The organism is Streptomyces sp. NPDC046303 (assembly GCF_055588085.1).
This window is the reverse complement of record NZ_JBVJFA010000008.1, coordinates 224,429-243,090: the sequence shown is the minus strand read 5'-3', so window position 1 is coordinate 243,090 and position 18,662 is coordinate 224,429. Positions and strand designations below refer to the sequence as shown.

The window sequence follows — 18,662 nt, the reverse complement described above, 5'->3', positions numbered from 1 at the left end:
AGTGGCGATTCCTTCCTTCACCGGTAACGCGAACCCGTACGGAGGCGGCGACCCGTACGCGGACTACCGCACCGCGGACTTCCCGTTCACCCAGTACGCGAACCTCGCCGCCCGTGAGCTGGGCGCCGGTGTCATCGCCGCCAACGACGAGTTCTTCGCCCAGCGCGAGAACCTGCTCATCGCCGAGGCCGCGCACTTCGACCCCGAGCACTTCGGCCACAAGGGCAAGATCATGGACGGCTGGGAGACCCGCCGCCGCCGCGGCGTCTCCGCCACCCAGCCCTGGCCGACCGCCGAGGACCACGACTGGGCGCTCGTACGCCTGGGCGCCCCCGGCGTCATCCGCGGCATCGTCGTCGACACCGCCCACTTCCGCGGCAACATGCCGCAGGCCGTCTCCATCGAGGGCACCAACTGGGCCGGCGACCTCGCGCCGACCCCGGAGGAGCTCCTCGCCGACGACGTGAAGTGGACCGTGCTCGTCCCGCGCACCACCGTCGGCGGCCACGCGGCCAACGGCTTCGAGGTGACCGCCGAGCAGCGCTTCACGCACCTGCGCGTCAACCAGCACCCGGACGGCGGCATCGCCCGCCTGCGCGTGTACGGCGAGGTCGTCCCGGACCCGAAGTGGCTCGCCACGCTCGGCACCTTCGACGTCGTCGCGCTCGAGAACGGCGGCTCGGTCCAGGACGCGTCCAACCGCTTCTACTCCCCGCCGACCAACACCATCAACCCGGGCCGCTCCCGCAAGATGGACGACGGCTGGGAGACCGCCCGCCGCCGCGACAACGGCAACGACTGGATCCGCTACCAGCTCGTCGCCGAGTCCGAGATCCGCGCCGTCGAGATCGACACCGCCTACCTCAAGGGCAACTCGGCCGGCTGGGCCTCGCTCTCCATCAAGACGGGCGAGGAGGGCGAGTGGACGGAGTTCCTGCCGCGCACCCGCCTGCAGCCCGACACCAACCACCGCTTCGTACTGGACACCCCGGCGGTCGGCACCCACGTCCGGATCGACATCTTCCCGGACGGAGGCTTCTCCCGCCTGCGTCTGCACGGCTCCCTGACGGAGGCCGGCGCCGCCGCGCACGACGCCCGCGCCCAGGAACTCGGCGCGTAGTCCGGCGCCGTGAGGACCAGCCCCGGGGGCCGACACCCCCGGGGGTGAGGCCCGTTGGGGCGCACCGCCAGGCGGTGCGCCCCAACGGGCCTTCCAGCGCGTCCGGGACCGATGGACCGGTCCTGCCCGCGCGCCGGGACGCAGCACTCAGGCGGCGTGGCCGCCGTCCACCGCGAACTCGGCGCCCGTCACGTACGAGGACTCCGGGCCCGCGAGGAAGGACACCACGGCCGCGACCTCCCGCGCGGTGCCGAAGCGCCCGAGGGCGGTCATCGCCGCCTGCGGGCCGGAATGCGGACCGTCCGCCGGGTTCATGTCGGTGTCCACCGGTCCGGGGTGGACGATGTTCGCGGTGATCCCGCGCCCGCCCAACTCCCGGGCCAGGGCCTTCGTCAGCCCGATCATCGCCGACTTGCCCATCGTGTAGAGCGTGGCGCCCGGACCGGGCACCCGCTGGGTGACGCAGCTGCCGATGGTGATGATCCGGCCGCCCTGCCGCATCCGCCCGGCCGCCGCCTGCGCCATGAGGAACGCCCCGCGTACGTTGACCGCCAGGACCCGGTCCACCTCGGCGGGGCCCAGTGCGTCCAGCGGCCCGAGCACGCCCACCCCGGCGTTGTTCACCAGCACGTCGAGCCGCCCGAACTCCCGCGCGGTCCGCTCCACCGCCAGGGCGCCGGCCGCGGGATCCGCGGCATCGGCCCGCACGGCGACCGCACGCCGCCCGAGCGCCTCGATCTTCCCGACGACCTCGGCCGCCGCCTCCGCGCCGTTGACGTACGTGATCACGACGTCGGCCCCGTCCTCGGCGAGCCGCACCGCACTCGCCGCTCCGATCCCGCGGCTTGCGCCGGTCACCAGGGCCACCGTGTTCTCGTTCATGCTTCTTCTCCCTCGTTGGTTGCGACTTCAATGAAATCGCCGAAGGCTCTACGGGGCTGGCAGGAATCCGCCCTGGCGTTTCGCGGCCCGTACCCGGCGGAAGGAATCGGCGGCCGGAGCCGTCAGGAGCGCCAGCAGCAGGCAGACCCCGAGCCAGCCGCCGTGCCGGTAGAGCTGCAGGCCGAGCCAGGATCCGGCGCTGCCGCCCAGGTAGGCGCACGTCATGTACGCGGTGTTCAGGGCACTGCGGGAGTCGCTGCGCAGGGCGTAGAAGCGCGCCTGGTTGGCGATCATGCCGCACTGCATGGCGGTGTCCAGCAGCATCGTGCCGAGGACGAGCGCGACGAGCCCCGCGGTACCGCCCCGGGCGCCGGCGGCGAGGACGGCCGCGGCCGCGAGCGTGGCCAGGAAGCAGGCCAGGTTGACCCGGTCGGGACCGATCCGGTCCACGATCCGGCCGGCCACCGGGGTGCAGGCCATGGTGATCACCCCGGTGAGCGCCACGAGGCCGAGCGCCTGCGGACCGAATCCGTAGAGGGGGCCGGTGAGGAGCAGCGCCAGGCAGGTCCAGGAGGCGGAGAACCCGCCGAAGAGGGCCGCCTGGTACCAGGCGGAGCGCCGCAGTTCGGGCTCGGCGCACAGCAGCCGCAGCGGCCGGACCGGCAGCGAGCGGAGGGGTGTGCGGGGCGTGGCGGCGGGGGTGGCGGGCAGCGCACGGGCCAGCACCACCGCGAGGCACAGCCCCACGAGCCCGGCCACCAGATAGGGGGCCCGCCACCCGAACCGCTCACCGAGCGCGCCGCTGAAGGTGCGGGCCAGGAGCATCCCGCCGATGGAGCCGCTGAGCAGGGTCCCCATCACCGCGCCGCGCCGGCCCTCCGCGACCAGGCCGATCGTCATGGGGCCGATGAGCTGGGCGGACGTGGTGGTCACACCGACGACGGCGCTGGCGGCGACCAGCTGGGTCAGGCTGCGGGCCAGGGAGGCGGCGAGCAGGGCCGCGCCGCTCGCCGCGAGCAGGGTGACGAGGAGGCGTCGGCAGGGAAGCCGGTCGCCGAGGGGGACCAGCAGGAAGATGCCCGCGGTGTAGCCGATCTGCGTGGCGGTGACCACCACGGCCGCCTTGTCGGGCGAGGTGCCCAGGCCGGCGGCGACCAGTGGGCTCACGGCCTGCGGGAAGTAGATGTTGCCGACGGCGATCGCGCAGGTCAGCGCGAGGAGCGCGATCAGACGCCGATCGAGCGTGGCCGGCGCAGCGGGCGCCGGGGCTGCCGGTGCGGCCGGGGCTACTGGTGCGGCCGGGGCTGCTGGTGCTGCCGGGGCTGCCAGGGCTACTGGTGCGGCCGGGGCTGCTGGTGCTGCTGGTGCTGCCGGTCCTGCCACTGCGGTCGGTGCTGCCGGTCCTGCCGGTGCGGTCAGCATTGCCGGTCCTGCCGGTGCGGTCAGGACTGCCGGCGCCGCCGTGGGGGTCGGGCCCGCCGGGATCGTGGCCGGCTTCCGCTCGTTCCGGGCCGGGCCGGCCGCGGCGCATGCGCTCTCTGTCATGCCCGGCAGTCCAGCCCAACGGCCCGCACCCGCCAATGGATGTAGCCTCGGGCTTAATGATCAGCTTCGGGCTCGATGCCGACGACCTCGCGGACACCCGCTTCGCCCTGTCCCCGCTCCAGGACACCGTGCTGAGCCTGCGGGTCCTGCGCGAGCCGGGCCTGTCCGCGCTCCACACCCCCTGGCGCCGCTCGGTGCTCCCGCGCATCGGTGTGCTCGACACGGAACTCCTGACCTCGCTGGTCGCGCAGCGCCGCACGCTGCCGGACTTCCTGAGCCCCCGCCCCCGGCGGTTCTCCGCCACCTTCGCCGAGGAACTGGCCGTCGTGCGCCGTACCCCGGCGGCCATCGTCCGCCGCGACCTGCTGGACGCGCACGCCCCCGATCCGCTGCCCGCGCCCCTGCACGCGGCGACCGCCGGTGACGAGGGCGCGCTCCTCGCCCTGCGCGACACCATCTGCGAGCTGATCGAGCGGTACTGGACCCTCGCGATCAAGCCGGCCTGGCCGGCGATACGGCTCGTCCTGGAAGCCGACATGACCTACCGGGCCCGGCAGCTCGCCGTCGGCGGCGCCCGGCGGCTCTTCGCCGACATGCACCCCAACCTGCACTGGGACGACGGAACCCTGCACATCGACAACGTCCTCGGTGACTTCCACATCCCGGCCGCCGGCCGCGGGCTGCTCCTGATCCCCTCCGTCTTCGCCCACAAACCCGCCCCGCCCGTCACCGCCGACCAGCCACCCGCCCTGGCCTATCCCAGCAGGGGCGTGGCCACCCTGTGGTCCGCCCCGCGCCCTCCCGACGCCACCGCGCTCGGAAAGCTCCTCGGCCCGCCCAAGGCCACGCTCCTCGCCCTCCTCGACGGCCCCCTGCCCACCGTCGAGATCGCCCGCCGCCTCCAGGTCACCCCCAGCGCCGTCTCCCAGCACCTGGCGGTCCTCCACAGCACGGGCCTGGTCACCCGCGCCCGCGACGGCCGCCACGTCCTCTACCGCCGCTCCCCGCTCGGCGACCAGCTCCTGGGCCCCGGCGGCTCCACCTGAGGCCGGTCACCGGCGCGGGCGGGTGATCGGGGGAGCGGCCCGCGCGTCTCCGCGTGGCGGAGCGATGAGAATCCGGGGGAGCGGGAGTCTGAATCTGCGTAAGGACGATCGAGCCAGGAGCGCAGAGCCATGGGCAAGCTGACCCTCACCACCTTTCTGACCCTCGACGGAGTCATGCAGGCACCCGGCGGGCCCGAGGAGGACACCAGCGGCGGGTTCGGGTACGGCGGCTGGGTGGTCCCGTACGCCGACGAGGGGATGGGGGAGTTCGTCAACGAGGTCTTCGAGCGGGCCGGGGCGTTTCTGCTCGGGCGCCGGACGTACGAGATCTTCGCGGCGTACTGGCCGGAGCACGACGACCCCGCCGACCCCGTCCCGAACAAGCTCAACAGGCTGCCGAAGTACGTGGCCTCGACCACCCTCAAGGAGCCGGCCTGGGGGCCGGCCACCGTCATCGACGGGGAGCACCTGCAGAGCGAGATCGTCCGCGTCAAGGACGCGCTGGACGGGGAGCTCCAAGTGCACGGCAGCGGGCAGCTCGCGCAGTGGCTGCTGGCCCGGGACCTCGTGGACGAGATCAACCTGCAGGTCTTCCCGGTGTTCCTGGGCGCGGGCCGGCGGCTGTTCCCGACGGGCGGGCTGCCGACGGCCTTCGAGCTGACCGGCTCCCGTACGACGCCCAGCGGCATCGCCATCCACACCTACCGGACCAAGGGACGCGCCACCTTCGGCACGTTCCTCGACGACTGAACCCTTCCCGTCCCCGTGCTAGCGGGGGTCCAGGGCCAGCTGGACCACGCGGCGCTCGCGCAGGACGAGCAGGTCCGGGGACTCGTGCTCGTAGTGCCGGATCCGGCCGACCGGGCCCGGCGGGCGGATGTGGGGTGCGAGGAGCAGCAGCAGGTCCTCGAGGTCCGGCAGCTGCTCCGCGTGGATCTCCTGGCGGCTGGTCAGGGCCCAGCCGCCGCGGTCGTCCGGCCCGAACTCGCCGACGAGCATGCCCCCGACGCGCCGCGCCGGGCCCCTGGTCCCCAGGAGTCCGTCCGGCGCCAGTTGCCGCCGCAGCTCCGCGACCACGGCGTCCGGGGTGGTTTCGACGAGGTCGAAGGCCAGGTCCAGGGCGTAGAGATCAGCCATGTCCCCGATGCTACGGGGCCGGTCCGACAGGACCGCAAACGGGTCGACCGGCATGATCGGCTCCGGTACGGTGAGCCCGCACGTGTGCGAGCCGCCGAAGTCTCCACTCCTCTCGGACCGTTGGAGACCGCCCGGTGACCGTGACCTCGTCCTCGTCCGCACTCGAAGCCCAGCACGGCAGCAGCCCCGGCAGCGCCCCCGGCAACGGCCTCCGCCGCGCCGCCTGGCTCGCCGACCTCCCGGTGCTGGCCGTCGCCGTCGTCTGGGGCGGCAGCTACCTCGCCGCCAAGGGCATCACCACCACCCAGACCGTGATCGGCGTACTCCTCCTGCGCTTCGGGCTCGTGCTGCCCGTGCTGGCCGTCGCCGGCTGGCGCCGGCTGCGCGCGCTGACCCCCGCCCAGCTGCGCGGCGCCGGGCTGCTGGGGCTGGTCCTCGGCGGGATCTTCCTGCTGGAGACCTACGGGGTCGTCCACACCTCCGCCACCAACGCCGGGCTGATCATCAGCCTGACCATGATCTTCACACCGCTCGCCGAGGCGGCCGTGCAGCGGCGCAGGCCCTCGGGCGCGTTCCTCACCGCCGCCGGGGTCTCGATCGCCGGCGTCGTCCTGCTCACCCAGGGCGGGGGGTTCACCGCGCCCAGCCCGGGCGACCTGCTCATCCTCTGCGCCGCCCTCGCCCGCACGCTGCACGTGCTGCTCATGGCCCGGGTCAAGGCCGTCCAGGACGCCGACTCGCTGTCCCTCACCACCGTCCAGTTCGGCGGCGCCGTACTCGTGTTCGCGGTCCTGGCCGCCGTCCCCGGGACCGGGGACGGCCCGTGGGCCGTGGCCGCCGGATTCGGGGCCGCCGAGTGGGCCGGGCTGGTCTTCCTCTCCGTGCTGTGCACGCTCTTCGCGTTCTTCGTGCAGATGTGGGCCGTCCGCCGCACCTCGCCCTCCCGCGTCAGCCTGCTGCTGGGCACCGAGCCGCTGTGGGCGGCCGCCGCCGGCATCGCCATCGGCGGCGAGCACCTCGGCCCCCTCGCCCTCGCGGGCGCCGCCCTCGTGCTCGCCGGTACGGCGTGGGGCCGCCGCGCCGTCGGCTGATTGTCCGAAACCGCTCCCCATCCAGGGTGAACAGCGGCCCTAAGGTGGCCCGATGGCCACCCGCTCACAGATCCGGGAGCTCCGTCAGCCGGACCCGGCGCCCCTCGCGGCGCGAGCGCTCGCACGCCTCCGCGACCCGGAACGCGGCGAGCGCCTCCCGGCCGTCGCAGGGGTTGGGGCCCTCGCCGCGGACCAGGCGTACGAAGGCCGCCAGTTCCGCCTCGTACGCGGGGCCGAACCGCTCCAGGAACCCCGTCCACGGCTTGCTCGCCGGGGGCGGGCCCTGCGGCTCGGTCGAGGCGATCGGCGTACGGTCGTCCAGCCCGGCGGAGACCTGGTCCAGCTCCCCGGCCAGCTCCATCCGCACGTCGTACCCGGCGCCGTTGCACCGCGTACCGGTCGCCGTGACCAGCGTCCCGTCGTCCAGCGTGAGCACGGCCGCGGCGGTGTCGATGTCGTCCGCCTCGCGGAACCGCGCCGGACCGGCGTCCGACCCGGCCGCGAACACCTCCGTCACCTCGCGCCCGGTGACCCAGCGCACCATGTCGAAGTCGTGCACCAGGCAGTCCCGGTACAGCCCGCCGGAGGTCGCCAGGTACGCGGCGGGCGGCGGAGCCGGATCGGCCGTCATCGTCCGTACGGTGTGCAGCCGGCCCAGGGCGCCCGAGTGGACCAGCTCCCGGGCCGTGCGGTAGCCCGCGTCGAAGCGGCGCATGAAACCCACCTGGAGCACGCCGTCGGCGGCCTCCACCTCGCGCAGCACACCCAGGGTCCGGGCCAGGTCCGGGGCCAGCGGTTTCTCGCAGAACACCGGCAGCCCGCCGCGCACCGCCCGTACGGCCAGCTCCGCGTGCCCCTCCGTCGCGCAGGCCACCACCACCGCGTCCACGCCCCAGGTGAAGACCTGCTCCACGGAGGGCGCGGCGGTGGCCCCGAGCCGGTCGGCCAGCCGCGCCGCCCGCGCGGGAACGGCGTCGGCGAGCAGGAGCGAGCCCGCGTCCGGGTGGCGGGCCAGTGCCGCCGCGTGGAAGGACCCGATCCGGCCCGTCCCGATGAGCCCGATGCGCATGCACTCAACCTGACCCCGTACGGGGGACCTGTCAATCTGCCCGGGCATGCCCCGATGAGCCTGCATGGTCCACTGTGGCGGATACTGAGCGGCTGGAACCGGAATGACCGAATTGGTGACGAGGGAAGGGCGCGGCGACGTGGCTAGGGTTCGGACAGGGGTACGCGTCGTGGGCGCCGTGCTCGCGGCGGTACTGGGGGCCTCGCTCGCGGGCTGCAGCAGTACGGGCGGCAAGCGCGCCGAGGAGCGGGCGAAGGCCGCCGAGGCGGGCCGGCCGGCCGTCTCCACCCCGCGCTGGACCTTCGCGATGGTCACGCACGCGGGCGACGGCGACACCTTCTGGGACATCGTCCAGAAGGGCGCCAAGGAGGCCGCGGCGAAGGACAACATCAACTTCGTCTACTCCCACGACGACCAGGCGCAGCAGCAGGCGCAGTTCGTGCAGAACGCCATCGACCAGAAGGTCGACGGGATCATCGTGAGCCTCGCCAAGCCGGAGGCCCTCAAGGACGTCATCGGCAAGGCCGTCAAGGCCGGCATCCCGGTGGTCACGGTCAACTCCGGATCCGCCCAGTCCGCCGAGTACGGGGCACTCACCCACATCGGCCAGGACGAGACGATCGCGGGCGAGGCGGTCGGCACCGAGCTGAGCAAGCGCGGCCGCAAGAGAGCCGTCTGCGTCCTGCACGAGCAGGGCAACGTGGGCCACGAGCAGCGCTGCGCCGGTGCGAAGAAGACCTTCTCCGGCACCATGGAGAACCTCTACGTCGAGGGCACCAACATGCCGTCCGTCCAGGCCGCCATCCAGGCGAAGCTCCAGGCGGACCCCGGGGTCGACTCGATCCTGACCCTCGGCGCGCCCTTCGCCCCCACCGCGGTCAAGGCCAAGGAGGCGGCGGCCAGCAAGGCCGAGGTGGACACCTTCGACCTCAACGAGTCCGTCGCCCGCGACCTGAAGTCCGGGGCCCTGGGCTTCGCCGTCGACCAGCAGCCCTACCTCCAGGGCTACGAGGCGATCGACCTGCTGTGGCTCTACCGCTACAACGGCGACACGCTCGGCGGCGGCCGTCCGGTGCTCACCGGACCGCAGATCGTCACCGGCGCCGAGGCCGCCGGGCTGGAGGACTTCATCAAGCGGGGCAGCCGATGAGCGCGTCCGCCACCACCGTGGACGAACGGCTCGCGCCCGCCTCCGTGGTCCGCAGGCTGCTGGGCCGCCCCGAGCTGGGCGCCGTCGTCGGCGCCGCCGCCGTCTTCGTCTTCTTCTCCTTCGCCGCGGACAGCTTCCTGCGGGCGTCCAGCCTCAGCACGGTCCTGTACTCCGCCTCCACCATCGGGATCATGGCCGTCCCCGTGGCCCTGCTCATGATCGGCGGCGAGTTCGACCTCTCGGCCGGCGTCATGGTCACCACCTCGGCGCTGCTGAGCTCCATGTTCAGCTACCAGATGACCGCCAACGTGTGGGTCGGTGTCCTGGTGTCCCTTGCCGTCACCCTGGCCGTCGGCTTCTTCAACGGGTTCATGCTGACCCGTACCAAACTGCCCAGCTTCATCATCACGCTCGGCACCTTCCTGATGCTGACCGGCCTGAACCTCGGCTTCACCAAGCTCATCAGCGGCTCCGTCTCCACCAAGACCATCGCCGACATGGAGGGCTTCTCCTCCGCACGCGCGCTCTTCGCCTCGCAGTGGAACGTCGGCTCGGTCACCCTGAAGGTCACCATCCTGTGGTGGCTGGCCCTGGTCGCCGTGGCCACCTGGATCCTGCTGCGCACCCGCGCCGGGAACTGGATCTTCGCGGTGGGCGGCGGGGCCGACGCGGCCCGCGCCACCGGCGTCCCCGTCGTGAAGACCCGGATCGGCCTCTACATGGGCGTCGCCCTGTGCGCCTGGATCTCCGGGCAGCACATCCTGTTCTCGTTCGACGTGGTCCAGTCGGGCGAGGGGGTCGGCAACGAGTTCCTGTACATCATCGCGGCCGTCATCGGCGGCTGTCTGATGACCGGGGGCTACGGCTCCGCCATCGGTTCGGCGGTGGGCGCCTTCATCTTCGGCATGACCAGCAACGGCATCGTCTACGCCCAGTGGAACCCGGACTGGTTCAAGTTCTTCCTCGGCGCGATGCTGCTGCTCGCGACGCTGCTCAACGCATGGGTCCGCAAGCGGGCGGAGGCGAAGTGACCATCACAGTGCCCGATGAGGGCGGCGCGACATCCCTGGTGAAGCTGACCGGAGTCAGCAAGTACTACGGCAACATCCGTGCCCTCCAGGGGGTCTCCCTGGAGGTCTCGGCGGGTGAGATCACCTGCGTGCTGGGCGACAACGGCGCCGGCAAGTCCACCCTCATCAAGATCATCGCCGGCCTGCACCAGCACGACGCCGGCTCCTTCGAGATCGAGGGCGAGGAGACCGTGCTCGCCAACCCGCGGGCGGCCCTCGACCGCGGCATCGCCACCGTCCACCAGGACCTCGCCGTCGTCCCCCTGATGCCGGTGTGGCGCAACTTCTTCCTCGGTTCCGAGCCGACGAAGGGCCGCGGCCCCTTCCGCCGCCTGGACGTGGAGTTCATGCGCGGGACCACCCGCGCCGAGCTGCTGCGCATGGGCATCGACCTGCGCGACGTGGACCAGCCCATCGGCACCCTGTCCGGCGGCGAGCGGCAGTGCGTGGCCATCGCCCGCGCCGTCTACTTCGGGGCGAAGGTCCTCGTCCTCGACGAGCCCACCGCCGCCCTCGGCGTGAAGCAGTCCGGCGTGGTCCTCAAGTACGTCGCCGCCGCCCGTGACGCGGGCCTCGGCGTGGTGCTGATCACCCACAACCCGCACCACGCCCACCTCGTCGGAGACCGGTTCGTGCTGCTCAAGCGCGGCACCATGGCGGGCAGCCACACGCGCGACTCGATCACCCTGGACGAGCTCACCCGCCAGATGGCGGGCGGCTCCGAGCTCGACGAGCTGAGCCACGAACTGGAGCGAGTGGCAGAATCAGGTCCGGACACCGCGTCCGCCCCGCTTTCCGACGCCGACAGGAACGACACGACTCGATGAGCACGTACCGGGACTTCACGCTCGCCCACCGCGGGTCGGCGCGAGGCACCGTCCTGCGGACCATCGGGAGCCGTGAGCGCAGGTCGCACCTGACCGCCCCGCGGGTCCCGACCGTCGGCATCGACATCGGCGGCACCAAGGTGATGGCCGGGGTCGTCGACGCCGACGGCGTCATCCTGGAGAAGATCCGCACCGAGACCCCGGACAAGTCCAAGAGCCCCAAGGTCGTCGAGGACACCATCGTCGAGCTGGTGCTGGACCTCTCCGACCGGCACGACGTGCACGCCGTGGGCATCGGCGCGGCCGGCTGGGTCGACGCAGACCGCTCCCGCGTCCTGTTCGCACCCCACCTGGCCTGGCGCGACGAGCCGCTGCGCGACGCGCTCCAGTCCCGGCTCGTGGTCCCGGTCATGGTCGACAACGATGCCAACACCGCCGCGTGGGCGGAATGGCGCTTCGGAGCGGGCCGCGGCGAGGACCACCTTGTCATGATCACCCTCGGCACCGGCATCGGCGGGGCCATCCTCGAGGGCGGCCAGGTCAAGCGCGGCCGGTACGGGGTGGCCGGCGAGTTCGGCCACATGCAGGTCGTCCCCGGCGGGCACCGCTGCCCCTGCGGCAACCGCGGCTGCTGGGAGCAGTACAGCTCCGGCAACGCCCTGGTCCGCGAGGCCCGCGAGCTGGCCGCCGCCGACTCCCCGGTCGCGCACAACATCATCGCCAGGGTCGGCGGGAACGTCTCCGAGATCACCGGGCCGCTCATCACCGAGCTGGCCCGCGAGGGCGACGCCATGTGCGTCGAGCTGCTCCAGGACATCGGCCAGTGGCTCGGCGTGGGCATCGCCAACCTGGCCGCCGCTCTCGACCCCGCCTGCTTCGTCATCGGCGGGGGCGTCAGCGCGGCCGACGACCTGCTCATCGGCCCGGCTCGCGACGCCTTCCGCCGCCACCTCACCGGCCGCGGCTACCGGCCCGAGGCCCGGATCGCCAAGGCCGAGCTCGGCCCCGAGGCCGGTATGGTCGGTGCCGCCGACCTGGCGCGGCTCGTCGCCCGCCGCTTCCGGCGCGCCACCCGCCGCCGCGTCGAGCGCTACGAACGGTACGAGCGCTACGCGCAGCAGCTGGGCCGGCGCACCCCCGCCGCCCCCGCGGACGCCACGGACCCCAAGGACACGGAACAGCTGTGACCCCGCCCTACCTGCCCCGCCAGGCTGCCGCCGCCCCCGACGGGGGCGGCCCGCCGCCCACCGCCGAGGACCGCAGGCACGTCGTCAAGCGCCGCTGGATCACCGCGATCATCATCCTGCTGCTGGTCGGCGTACCCGCGGGCTACCTGGCCATCTCCACCCAGCAGAGCCGCGAGAGCGGCCGCGACAAGGCCGCCAGGGTGGGCGCGTCCACGGTGCGTCCGGGCTGGCCCTCCCGGGTGCAGCGCAGCATCTACGAGGTCCCCATCCCGCCGAAGGCCTGGCGGGTCGGGTTCCTCGAGACCAACAACTGGCGCACGAGCCGGCTGTTCACCCAGTTCGCCGTGACCCCGGCGGACCTGGACTCCTTCCTGGCCGACGTCGGCACCAGCCGGGAGGAGCTGACTCCCGGGGTGTCGATCTCCGAGCACGACACCTCCGTCGCGGGATGGGACTGGAAGCCCGGGACCGAGTGGCTCGGGACCACGATCGAACAGGACGACCCGAGGCCCACCAGGGACATCACCGTCGACCTCACGGACCCCAAGGTCTCCAAGGTCTACGTGGTCTCCTCCACCACGCCCTGAGCGCCCGCCCCGAGCAACCGCGGCGCCAGTGCCGCGGCAGGCAATAGCCTGGGATCATGAAGCTCACCAAGCGGCTGCATTCCTGTGTCCAGCTGGAGAAGGACGGGCGCACGCTCGTCATCGACCCGGGCGCGTTCAGCGAACCCGACGCGGGCCTCGGGGCCGACGCCCTGCTGGTCACGCACGAGCATCCCGACCACTTCGACGAGGGCCGGCTGCGCGCCGCGCTCGACGCCCGTCCGGCCGCCGAGCTGTGGACCCTGCGCAGCGTCGCCGAGCGGATCGCCCCCGCCTACCCGGGCCGGGTGCACACCGTGGGCCACGGAGACGCCTTCAGCGCCGCCGGATTCGAGGTCCAGGTGCACGGCGAGCTGCACGCCGTGATCCACCCGGACATGCCGCGGGTCACCAATGTCGGGTACCTCGTCGACGGTTCGCTCTTCCACCCCGGGGACGCGCTGACCGTGCCCGGGGCGCCGGTGGACACGCTGATGGTCCCGGTGCACGCCCCCTGGAACAAGGTCGCCGAGGTGATCGACTACCTCCGCGAGGTCAAGCCGCGGCGGGCCATCGACATCCACGACGCCTACCTCGCCGACATCGCGAGGCCGGTCTACGACATGGTCCTGGACACCTTCGGCGGCACCGACCACGGCCGGCTCTCCGCGGGCGACACCGCCGACCTGTGACTGTCGGTGCCGGGCGGTAGGTTGGGACGCATGCGTATCGCCACCTTCAACGTCAACTCCATCACCGCCCGGCTGCCCCGCCTGCTGGCCTGGCTGGAGGCCTCCGGCACGGACGTCCTGTGCGTCCAGGAGACCAAGTGCTCCGCGGAGCAGTTCCCGCACGCGGAGCTGCGTGAGCTCGGCTACGAGTCGGCCGTCAACGCCACCGGCCGGTGGAACGGCGTCGCCCTCATCTCCAAGGCCGGCCTGGAGGACGTGGTCATGGGCCTGCCCGGCGGGCCCGACTACGAGGGCGTCCAGGAGCCCCGCGCGATCTCCGCCACCTGTGGCGGAGTGCGCCTGTGGTCGGTGTACGTGCCCAACGGCCGCGAGGTCGAGCACGACCACTACGGCTACAAGCTGGACTGGTTCCGCTCGCTGACCGCCGCGGTCGCCGAGGACGCGGCCGGCCCCCGCCCCTTCGCGGTGCTCGGCGACTTCAACGTGGCCCCGACCGACGAGGACGTGTACGACCCGGCGGTCTTCGCGGGCCTCACCCACGTCACCCCCGCCGAGCGGGCCGCCCTGGAGGCGCTGCGGGCGGCCGGGCTCTCCGACGTGCTGCCGCGGCCCCTCAAGTACGACCGGCCGTACACGTACTGGGACTACCGCCAGCTCGCCTTCCCCAAGAACCGGGGCATGCGCATCGACCTGGTGTACGGGAACAAGCCCTTCACCAAGGCCGTCACCGATGCCTACGTCGACCGCGAGGAGCGCAAGGGCAAGGGAGCGTCGGACCACGCGCCGGTCGTCATCGACCTGGACCTGGACCGCTAGCCCGACCACCGGCCCGACCACCGGCCCGACCGCACGGGACCCGTCCAGGCGCGCCCTGTGGCCAGCGGCGGGTCCTGGTGCGACGCTGTGCGGTATGAACATCCCTTTCCTGGACAACTGGCTGAACCGGCACGAAACGCATCGGGCCGCGGGTCTTGCCGACGCCCTGGCCGATGATCCCGAGGGCGTCGCCGAGTTGTTCTCGGAGTGCGAGATGCTGCGGGTCCAGGCGAGGGCGGTCGGACTCGAACTGGATGAGACCCCGGCCTCGTTGGAGGCGCTCGACCAGCTGATGCCCCGCTGGCGGCGGGATCCCGAGATCGTGCCGTGGCTCGGCAACGACGCGGGCTTCTACCTCGGGACCGTGATCATCCGCACCGTTCCGGGGACGGGCTGGCAGGTGTGGCCGAACGGCCAGCCGGTGATCCGGCTGTCCTCGGGCCGCGAGCTGAACGTGATCGAGTCCGGGGTGTCCTGGGCGATGACCGGATCACCCGAGCTCAGCCAGGCGTACGCGGAGGCCTCCGAAGGCTGACACGCGCAGAGGTTTATGTGACGTTTATGTCCGTTCAGGCGTGTCGGGGCGAAGTGCCGTCCTGGGCTGGATAGTTTGCGCAGACCTCGACACACCGACAAGTGGGCAGGGCAGCGCATGGCCGTCGATCCGTTGATCGAGCTGCGGGACGTCAACAAGCATTTCGGGGCTCTTCACGTCCTGCGGGACATCAACCTCACCGTCGGCCGCGGGGAGGTGGTGGTGATCATCGGCCCCTCCGGCTCCGGCAAATCGACCCTGTGCCGGGCGATCAACCGGCTGGAGACCATCGAATCGGGCACCATCCTCATCGACGGGGAGCCGCTGCCGGCGGAGGGCAAGGAACTGGCACGGCTGCGGGCCGAGGTCGGAATGGTGTTCCAGTCCTTCAACCTGTTCGCCCACAAGACCGTCCTCGCCAACGTCTCCCTCGCCCAGATGAAGGTCCGCGGCCGCAAGAAGGAAGAGGCGGACCAACGCTCCCGGGAGCTGCTGGAGCGCGTCGGCCTCGCAGACCAGGCCGCCAAGTTCCCCGCCCAGCTCTCCGGCGGGCAGCAGCAGCGCGTGGCCATCGCCCGCGCCCTCGCCATGAACCCCAAGGCCCTGCTCTTCGACGAGCCCACCTCCGCCCTCGACCCGGAGATGATCAACGAGGTGCTGGAGGTGATGCAGCAGCTCGCCTCCGAGGGCATGACCATGGTCGTGGTCACCCACGAGATGGGCTTCGCCCGCTCCGCCGCCCACAGCGTCGTGTTCATGGCCGACGGCAGGATCGTCGAGAACCGGAGCCCGGAGGAGTTCTTCACGGCTCCCGAGAGCGCCCGGGCGAAGGACTTCCTCTCCAAGATCCTGAAGCATTGAGGGGGGCCCGGCCGATGGTCACGATCCCGGCTCTCACCGTGCCCCCGCTCGCCGTGGCCGCCGCCGGCTTCGGCAGGTCCGGCGGCCCCCCGGTCGAGGGGCCGCCGGGTCGCCCGTAGCTCCGATGGGCCGGCCCTGCCCGGCAGCAGCCGTGGATCACTGCTCGCGCAGCGGCACCGATACGTAACTGGGATCGGAGGCCGGCGAGGAGAAGGTCAGCTGTGCGCCGGTGGGGTTGTGCTCGATGTAGAGCGGGTCGACCGTGTCGATGACAAGGGCGAGCCGATGGCCCTCGGGTACGTCGTAGGCGGTGGAGAGGAGCTCCAGGTCCACCCCGAAGGCCTGCCCGGGGACCTTTCCGTGGAACGTGTACGGGGCGTTGCTGACGAGCTTGCCGATGCCGAGCGGGCCGACGTCGTAGAGGTAGGCGACGAAGGTGCCGTCGCCCTTGGTGGGCGTGACGGTGGTGTGCAGTTTCACGGTGCCGCGGATGCGGCGCGGCTCGTCGTGGCGCCCGGACTGCCAGACGGCGGCGAAGGCGCGGGGGAGGAGGGGGATCGAGGCGGCCGGGGGCGCCTGGGCGAGCTGGTCGAGGATGCTGGAGAGGAAGAGGATGCCGCCGTTGGCGCCGGAGTCCACGTTGGCGAAGAGGTGCTCGCTGTCGGAGAGCGCGAGCTTCTCGGTGCCGGCCGCGCCGACCGACTTCCAGTCCGCGTAGCCCTCGTAGCCGTTCTGGCTGCGGGACTTGAGCTGCACCGGGGCCTCGGTGTCCACCCCGTTGCGCTCGCCCTTGAGGTAGCGGTCGAACCAGCGGTGGGCGTTGGTCCAGGTGTCGTTGGGCAGGCCGAGCAGGCCGGTGGCCTCGGCGGTGGCGTGGTCGCCGGGACGGAACTCCAGGCGCTTGGGACCGGTCAGCCGCTCGAAGAACCTCGCGTACTGGTTCGGGGGGAAGATGGTGTCGCCCCAGGCGTTGCCGAGCATGATCGCGGCGCCGTTGGCGTTGATCCGGTCCACCTGCTCGGAGGCGGAACGCTTCTTGCCCCACTCGATCATCTGCTGCTCGCGGTCCAGCCGGGAGCCGAGGAAGTCGCCGAGGATCGACTGGAGTTCGGGGCCGGGGCGGCCGGTGAGGTAACCGGCGGCGCCGAGCATGCCGGCGGCCTGGAGGTGCTGGGTGCGGCCGGAGTAGATGGAGTCGATGAGGTCGGCCCAGCCGCTCATCGCGACCACGGCCTTGATCCGCGGGTCGTGTGCGGAGGCCAGCAGGCTGATGCCCGCGCCGTACGAGACCCCGCCGAGGCCGATGTGGTCCGCGTCGGCGGCGGTGTGGGCCAGGGCCCAGTCGATGACGGCGGAGACGTCCGCGATGTCCGGGGGGCCGGCCACCTCGATCTGCCCGCCGGAGAGCCAGAAGCCGCGGGAGGTGTAACTGACCACGACGTAGCCGGAGTCGGCGAGCTTCCTGGCCTGGGCGATGTATTCGATCTGCGGCATGCCCCAGCTCGTGGGCAGCACGATCAACGGGTACTTCTCGCCCGCCGCGGCGCCCGAGGGGGCGAAGACATTGCCCTTGAGGGTGATGCCGCCGGAGCCGGGGATGTCGTGGAAGCTCAGTTCCGAAGAGGCGTCGGCGGGGACCGCCACGGTGGGGGCGGGAGCCGCCTGGGCCTGGTGGGGGGCCAGGCCCAGGGCGGCTGCCGCCAGCAGGGCTGCCACGGCTGCGGCGGTGGTGGTGCGCTGCATCAATCGCTCTCCTCGCGTGCGCCGGGGTTGTCAAAGTGACCCGACGGTAACGTGAGCGGGTTACCGGAGGTAACCCGTGGGTAAGTTACGCGCTGGTAACGATTGATACGTGTCAGCCGTGCGGCAAGGCGTGGGGGTCAGCCGTTCTGCGGAGCGCCGGACAGGGCGCTCTTGGCCTTCCACTGGTCCCAGGACAGGTTCCACTCGCCGTAGCCGTTGCCGATGTCCGCGTTGCCCTTGGAGCCGCTGCCGACGACCTCGAAGGGGTCGCCGATCTGGGACTGGGCGAAGAAGTCCTTGGCGTCGGCGTCGCTCATCCCCACACAGCCCGAACTGGTGTTGGCGCGGCCGAAGTTGCCGGCGTTCCACGGTGCGGCGTGCGCGTACATGCCGGACCAGGTGAGCCGCATCGAGTAGTCGACCATCTTGTCGTACGCGTCGTCCAGGCCCACCGTCTGGGAGTCCATCCGGATGGTGCCCTCCTTGGTCATGATCACCATCTTCCCGGACCATGAGGCCTTCTTGCCGCCCGGGGTGCCGGCCGATACCGGGATCGTCTTGAGCGCCTGGCCGTCCTGGGTCACCGACATCTTCTTCGTGTCGAGGCTGACCTCGATCCGGCGATCCTTGCCGATCTTGAACTCGGTGTTGTAGTCACGGGCGAACAGGCCGCCGCCCTTCCCGGAGTCCACGCCGTTCAGGTTCATCTCGACCTTCACGTCCGTGCCGGACTTCCAGTACTCCTTGGGCCGCCAGTCGACGCGGTCGTTGCCGGAGTAGTCCTTGATCCAGCCCCAGGAGCCCTCGGTGTTGTCCGAGGTGGTGACCTTGAGCTGCTTCTCCACCTCGGCCTTGTTCGCCACCGGGTTGTCGAAGACGAGCGACACCGGCATGGCCACGCCCACCGTGCTGCCCTTGGGTATGTTGATCGAGACCTTGTTCACCTTGTCCGCGGCGGAGGTCTTGAACTGCGCCGAGGCGCTCTGGCTCTCGGTGTTCTGCGCCTCGACCTTGTACTCCGCGCCGGGCGCGGCATTGCGCTGCGAGGTCCAGGTCTTCCCGTCGTCGGATATCTTCCCGGGGAGCTCCGCCCCCTTGGCGTCGGTCACCTTCACCTGGGCCAGCTTGCCCTCGGCGATCGTCACCGTGACGGGCTCGCCCGCCTTCACCTGGTCGCCCGTGAGGTTGACCGAGACCGCCATGTCCGCCTTCGGCTTCAGCTCGGCCTCACCGGCCGCTCCGCCCCCGCTCCCGCTCCCGCCCGAGCAAGCGGTCAGCGCGGCGGCCAGAAGTGCGGTGCTCGCCAT

At 71.9% G+C, this 18,662-nt stretch carries 19 protein-coding genes; 13 read left to right on the top strand and 6 right to left on the bottom strand.

The window, feature by feature from the left end; translation table 11 throughout:
- The first annotated feature begins 1 nt into the window (after window position 1).
- Window positions 2-1,120 carry an allantoicase gene (gene alc, locus ACZ6I1_RS11435; protein WP_469285827.1) on the top strand — a complete coding sequence of 373 codons (1,119 nt, stop codon included), beginning with the start codon at window positions 2-4 and terminating at the stop codon, window positions 1,118-1,120.
- Between the two features lie 147 nt (window positions 1,121-1,267).
- On the opposite strand, the gene ACZ6I1_RS11430 is transcribed toward alc, so the two are convergent.
- Both ACZ6I1_RS11430 and ACZ6I1_RS11425 read right to left on the bottom strand, forming a co-directional pair.
- The gene (locus tag ACZ6I1_RS11430; RefSeq protein ID WP_469285825.1) at window positions 1,268-2,002 is read right to left on the bottom strand and encodes an SDR family oxidoreductase; all 735 of its coding nucleotides are present in this window, start codon (window positions 2,000-2,002) and stop codon (window positions 1,268-1,270) included.
- Window positions 2,003-2,050: 48 nt separating this feature from the next.
- Window positions 2,051-3,232, bottom strand: coding sequence for an MFS transporter (locus ACZ6I1_RS11425; protein ID WP_469285875.1), 1,182 nt, complete (start codon window positions 3,230-3,232; stop codon window positions 2,051-2,053).
- Window positions 3,233-3,603: 371 nt separating this feature from the next.
- Between ACZ6I1_RS11425 and ACZ6I1_RS11420 the strand changes: the two genes are divergently transcribed.
- Both ACZ6I1_RS11420 and ACZ6I1_RS11415 read left to right on the top strand, forming a co-directional pair.
- Window positions 3,604-4,593 carry an ArsR/SmtB family transcription factor gene (locus tag ACZ6I1_RS11420; RefSeq protein WP_469285823.1) on the top strand — a complete coding sequence of 330 codons (990 nt, stop codon included), beginning with the start codon at window positions 3,604-3,606 and terminating at the stop codon, window positions 4,591-4,593.
- Window positions 4,594-4,722: 129 nt separating this feature from the next.
- On the top strand, window positions 4,723-5,343 hold the full coding sequence (locus ACZ6I1_RS11415; RefSeq protein ID WP_469285821.1) for a dihydrofolate reductase family protein: 621 nt from the start codon (window positions 4,723-4,725) through the stop codon (window positions 5,341-5,343).
- A gap of 18 nt (window positions 5,344-5,361) precedes the next feature.
- On the opposite strand, the gene ACZ6I1_RS11410 is transcribed toward ACZ6I1_RS11415, so the two are convergent.
- Window positions 5,362-5,730, bottom strand: coding sequence for a hypothetical protein (locus tag ACZ6I1_RS11410; RefSeq protein ID WP_469285819.1), 369 nt, complete (start codon window positions 5,728-5,730; stop codon window positions 5,362-5,364).
- A gap of 242 nt (window positions 5,731-5,972) precedes the next feature.
- Between ACZ6I1_RS11410 and ACZ6I1_RS11405 the strand changes: the two genes are divergently transcribed.
- Window positions 5,973-6,821 carry a DMT family transporter gene (locus ACZ6I1_RS11405; RefSeq protein WP_469285873.1) on the top strand — a complete coding sequence of 283 codons (849 nt, stop codon included), beginning with the start codon at window positions 5,973-5,975 and terminating at the stop codon, window positions 6,819-6,821.
- A gap of 64 nt (window positions 6,822-6,885) precedes the next feature.
- Here the strand turns inward: ACZ6I1_RS11405 and ACZ6I1_RS11400 are convergent, their stop codons facing one another.
- The gene (locus tag ACZ6I1_RS11400) at window positions 6,886-7,890 is read right to left on the bottom strand and encodes a Gfo/Idh/MocA family protein (protein ID WP_469285817.1); all 1,005 of its coding nucleotides are present in this window, start codon (window positions 7,888-7,890) and stop codon (window positions 6,886-6,888) included.
- Window positions 7,891-8,029: 139 nt separating this feature from the next.
- Here ACZ6I1_RS11400 and ACZ6I1_RS11395 point away from each other — a divergent pair, with 139 nt between their 5' ends.
- The 9 genes from ACZ6I1_RS11395 to ACZ6I1_RS11355 all read left to right on the top strand — a co-directional run bounded on the left by ACZ6I1_RS11395 (window position 8,030) and on the right by ACZ6I1_RS11355 (window position 15,612).
- A complete protein-coding gene (locus tag ACZ6I1_RS11395) occupies window positions 8,030-9,040 on the top strand; it encodes a substrate-binding domain-containing protein (protein WP_469285815.1) in 1,011 nt (336 codons plus the stop codon).
- On the top strand, window positions 9,037-10,071 hold the full coding sequence (locus ACZ6I1_RS11390) for an ABC transporter permease (protein WP_469285813.1): 1,035 nt from the start codon (window positions 9,037-9,039) through the stop codon (window positions 10,069-10,071). Before ACZ6I1_RS11395 ends, ACZ6I1_RS11390 begins: the two co-directional genes overlap by 4 nt.
- Entirely contained in the window at window positions 10,041-10,937 is an 897-nt protein-coding gene (locus tag ACZ6I1_RS11385) for an ATP-binding cassette domain-containing protein (RefSeq protein ID WP_469285811.1), read from the top strand. The genes ACZ6I1_RS11390 and ACZ6I1_RS11385 overlap by 31 nt, the downstream gene beginning before the upstream one ends.
- Complete coding sequence (locus ACZ6I1_RS11380) at window positions 10,934-12,124, top strand: ROK family glucokinase (RefSeq protein WP_469285809.1); 1,191 nt, start codon at window positions 10,934-10,936, stop codon at window positions 12,122-12,124. Before ACZ6I1_RS11385 ends, ACZ6I1_RS11380 begins: the two co-directional genes overlap by 4 nt.
- Window positions 12,121-12,711: a hypothetical protein gene (locus ACZ6I1_RS11375; RefSeq protein ID WP_469285807.1), complete on the top strand. Its 591-nt coding sequence runs from the start codon at window positions 12,121-12,123 to the stop codon at window positions 12,709-12,711. The genes ACZ6I1_RS11380 and ACZ6I1_RS11375 overlap by 4 nt, the downstream gene beginning before the upstream one ends.
- 56 nt (window positions 12,712-12,767) lie before the next feature.
- Window positions 12,768-13,400, top strand: coding sequence for an MBL fold metallo-hydrolase (locus tag ACZ6I1_RS11370; RefSeq protein WP_469285805.1), 633 nt, complete (start codon window positions 12,768-12,770; stop codon window positions 13,398-13,400).
- Window positions 13,401-13,430: 30 nt separating this feature from the next.
- Complete coding sequence (locus tag ACZ6I1_RS11365) at window positions 13,431-14,216, top strand: exodeoxyribonuclease III (protein ID WP_469285803.1); 786 nt, start codon at window positions 13,431-13,433, stop codon at window positions 14,214-14,216.
- Window positions 14,217-14,310: 94 nt separating this feature from the next.
- Window positions 14,311-14,751: a DUF6278 family protein gene (locus tag ACZ6I1_RS11360; RefSeq protein ID WP_469285801.1), complete on the top strand. Its 441-nt coding sequence runs from the start codon at window positions 14,311-14,313 to the stop codon at window positions 14,749-14,751.
- Window positions 14,752-14,868: 117 nt separating this feature from the next.
- Window positions 14,869-15,612: an amino acid ABC transporter ATP-binding protein gene (locus ACZ6I1_RS11355; protein ID WP_469285799.1), complete on the top strand. Its 744-nt coding sequence runs from the start codon at window positions 14,869-14,871 to the stop codon at window positions 15,610-15,612.
- A gap of 156 nt (window positions 15,613-15,768) precedes the next feature.
- On the opposite strand, the gene ACZ6I1_RS11350 is transcribed toward ACZ6I1_RS11355, so the two are convergent.
- Both ACZ6I1_RS11350 and ACZ6I1_RS11345 read right to left on the bottom strand, forming a co-directional pair.
- Complete coding sequence (locus ACZ6I1_RS11350) at window positions 15,769-17,355, bottom strand: CocE/NonD family hydrolase (protein ID WP_469285797.1); 1,587 nt, start codon at window positions 17,353-17,355, stop codon at window positions 15,769-15,771.
- Window positions 17,356-17,492: 137 nt separating this feature from the next.
- Window positions 17,493-18,662 (bottom strand): L,D-transpeptidase, encoded by a 1,170-nt coding sequence (locus ACZ6I1_RS11345; RefSeq protein ID WP_469285795.1) that lies wholly within the window; start codon window positions 18,660-18,662, stop codon window positions 17,493-17,495.

Bases quoted from the DNA above. Each gene is read 5' to 3' on its own strand.
- ACZ6I1_RS11360 (WP_469285801.1), top strand. From the start codon at position 14,311: ATGAACATCCCTTTCCTGGACAACTGGCTGAACCGGCACGAAACGCAT.
- ACZ6I1_RS11400 (WP_469285817.1), bottom strand. From the start codon at position 7,890: ATGCGCATCGGGCTCATCGGGACGGGCCGGATCGGGTCCTTCCACGCG.
- ACZ6I1_RS11370 (WP_469285805.1), top strand. From the start codon at position 12,768: ATGAAGCTCACCAAGCGGCTGCATTCCTGTGTCCAGCTGGAGAAGGAC.
- ACZ6I1_RS11355 (WP_469285799.1), top strand. From the start codon at position 14,869: ATGGCCGTCGATCCGTTGATCGAGCTGCGGGACGTCAACAAGCATTTC.
- ACZ6I1_RS11430 (WP_469285825.1), bottom strand. From the start codon at position 2,002: ATGAACGAGAACACGGTGGCCCTGGTGACCGGCGCAAGCCGCGGGATC.
- ACZ6I1_RS11415 (WP_469285821.1), top strand. From the start codon at position 4,723: ATGGGCAAGCTGACCCTCACCACCTTTCTGACCCTCGACGGAGTCATG.
- ACZ6I1_RS11410 (WP_469285819.1), bottom strand. From the start codon at position 5,730: ATGGCTGATCTCTACGCCCTGGACCTGGCCTTCGACCTCGTCGAAACC.
- ACZ6I1_RS11420 (WP_469285823.1), top strand. From the start codon at position 3,604: ATGATCAGCTTCGGGCTCGATGCCGACGACCTCGCGGACACCCGCTTC.
- ACZ6I1_RS11365 (WP_469285803.1), top strand. From the start codon at position 13,431: ATGCGTATCGCCACCTTCAACGTCAACTCCATCACCGCCCGGCTGCCC.
- ACZ6I1_RS11380 (WP_469285809.1), top strand. From the start codon at position 10,934: ATGAGCACGTACCGGGACTTCACGCTCGCCCACCGCGGGTCGGCGCGA.
- ACZ6I1_RS11345 (WP_469285795.1), bottom strand. From the start codon at position 18,662: ATGGCGAGCACCGCACTTCTGGCCGCCGCGCTGACCGCTTGCTCGGGC.
- ACZ6I1_RS11385 (WP_469285811.1), top strand. From the start codon at position 10,041: ATGGGTCCGCAAGCGGGCGGAGGCGAAGTGACCATCACAGTGCCCGAT.
- ACZ6I1_RS11350 (WP_469285797.1), bottom strand. From the start codon at position 17,355: ATGCAGCGCACCACCACCGCCGCAGCCGTGGCAGCCCTGCTGGCGGCA.
- ACZ6I1_RS11390 (WP_469285813.1), top strand. From the start codon at position 9,037: ATGAGCGCGTCCGCCACCACCGTGGACGAACGGCTCGCGCCCGCCTCC.